At 75.1% G+C, this 1,855-nt stretch carries 1 protein-coding gene; it reads right to left on the bottom strand.

The genetic code is table 11. The features are described 5' to 3' along the window. Window positions 1–134: 134 nt before the first annotated feature. The coding region (locus ND747_RS16195) for a bi-domain-containing oxidoreductase (RefSeq protein WP_251734445.1) at window positions 135–1,855 on the bottom strand (1,721 nt) is incomplete at its 5' end.

The following is a 1,855-nucleotide window of genomic DNA, read 5'->3' as shown; positions in this document are numbered from 1 at the left end:
CCTTCGCGGTCAACAACTCACCCAGATACAACCCGTCCTGCCCGGTAATCCCGGTAATCAGCGCACGCGGCACGTCGGGTGTCCTTTCCTGACCGGATGGAGTGAAGGAATGGTGCTCGCGGGTGGGCGGATCATCAGGCCGGCGTCGGCACGACGGGGCGGACGGAGTCGACGCCGAGCGCGTCGGCGGCGGCGAGCGTGGCCCGGCTGGAGGCGAGCAGGTCCGCGGTGAGGCTGGTGTCGCCGCCCCGGCACATCCGCAGGAAGGCCGCGGCGGCCTCGCGGTGACCCTTGTCCTGGGCGCCCCGCCACGCCGTCTGCCCGTCGACGACGAGCTCGCGATAGTCGTCCAGCCGCACGTGCCGGTCGCCGGCGAGCGCCTCCACCTGTTCCTTGCGGGCCGTGCGGGGCCGCGCCGAGCTGTAGGCGATCGTCGACAGGGAGCCGTCGACGTGGCGCAGCGAGACGGTGAGGTCCGGGGCGAGCAGCAGTTCGCCGTCGCGTCCGGCGAGCGCCGTGACCGCCTCGGCCGGACTTGCGGCCAGCGCCGCGCAGGCGTCGACGAAATGGCACACCTCGCCGAGCAGCCGGCCGCCCTGGATCCGGTCGTGGTACCAGTGGCCGTCCGGGACGGGGCCGGCGGCGACCCGGTAGACCATGCTGAGCGGGCCCGTCCGGTGTTCGAACGCCGCCCGGGCGGCGACCAGGGCCGGGGAGAAGCGCCGGTTGTAGCCGACGACCAGCGCGCCGCCGCCGGTGGCCGCGGCCTGTTCCACCCGATCGAGCTCGTCGACGGTGAGGGCCAGCGGCTTCTCGCACCACACGTGGCGGCCGCGTTCCAGGGCCCGCACGGCGAGTTCGGCGTGGGTCGCGTGCGGGGTGGCGATGACGACGACGTCGATGTCGTCATCGTCGAGCACCGCGTCGGCCCCGGCCACGGCGCCGGCGAACCCGTGCCGGTCGGCGAACGCGCGGGCGGAGCGTCCACCGGCCGAGGCGACCGTGACGAACTGGTCGAACCCGGCGGCGCGGAAGGCGGGCAGCAGCACCGACCCGGAGAAGCCGCCGGCGCCGATCCAGCCCACCCGGCTGCCTCGGCGGGTCGCGGTCGCACTCGTGCCCCGTTGCCGCGGGATGCGCGCCCGGGTCCGGAGGCCGACCGGCACCGCCGCACCCGCGGCAGATGAGTCAGCGGCCAGGTCGACAGACGGATCGGCGGGCGAACCGGCGCATGGGGTCGGGGGCAGGGCCGGGGCCGGGTAGTCGAAGCGGATCGCGAGGTAGGGCTCGGTGCGGGCGGCGACGAGCTGGTAGGCCGTCGGCGCGTCGGCGATCGGGAAGGCGTGGGTGACCAGGTCGTCGACCTGCAGGCGGCCGGTGGCGAGCAGATCCAGGACGGCCTCCTGGTTGCGTCCCTCGGTCCAGCGCACCTGGCCGACCGGGTAGTCGACGCCCCAGTCCTCGTAGCTGCGCTCGTAACGACCCGGTCCGTAGGAGCGGGCGAAGCGCAGGGTCAGTTCCTTCTCGTAGAACGGGGTGCGGGTGAGGTCGAGTCCGACGTCGCCGACGACGACGAGATGCGCCCGGTCGCGGGCGAGGGCGGTGGCACGCATCACCGGCTTCGCCGAGCGGCCCGCCGCGCAGACGAGCACCGCGTCCGCGCCGCGCCCGCGGCTCCAGTCGAGCACCGCCGCGGTGGTGGCCTCGCCCGCCTCGGCGTGCGCGGACACCCCGACCGCCCGGGCGGCGGCCAGTGGCAGTTCGGCCAGGTCGATGCCCACCACGTCGCAGCCGCTGGCCAGCGCCAGCCGGGCGGCGAGCTGGCCGACCAGGCCCAGTCCGACGACGGCGACGC

The organism is Frankia sp. R82, from assembly GCF_023716925.1.
GTDB lineage: Bacteria > Actinomycetota > Actinomycetes > Frankiales > Frankiaceae > Frankia.
The sequence above is the reverse complement of the archived record's forward strand: the minus strand, read 5'-3'. Positions and strand labels throughout refer to the sequence as shown.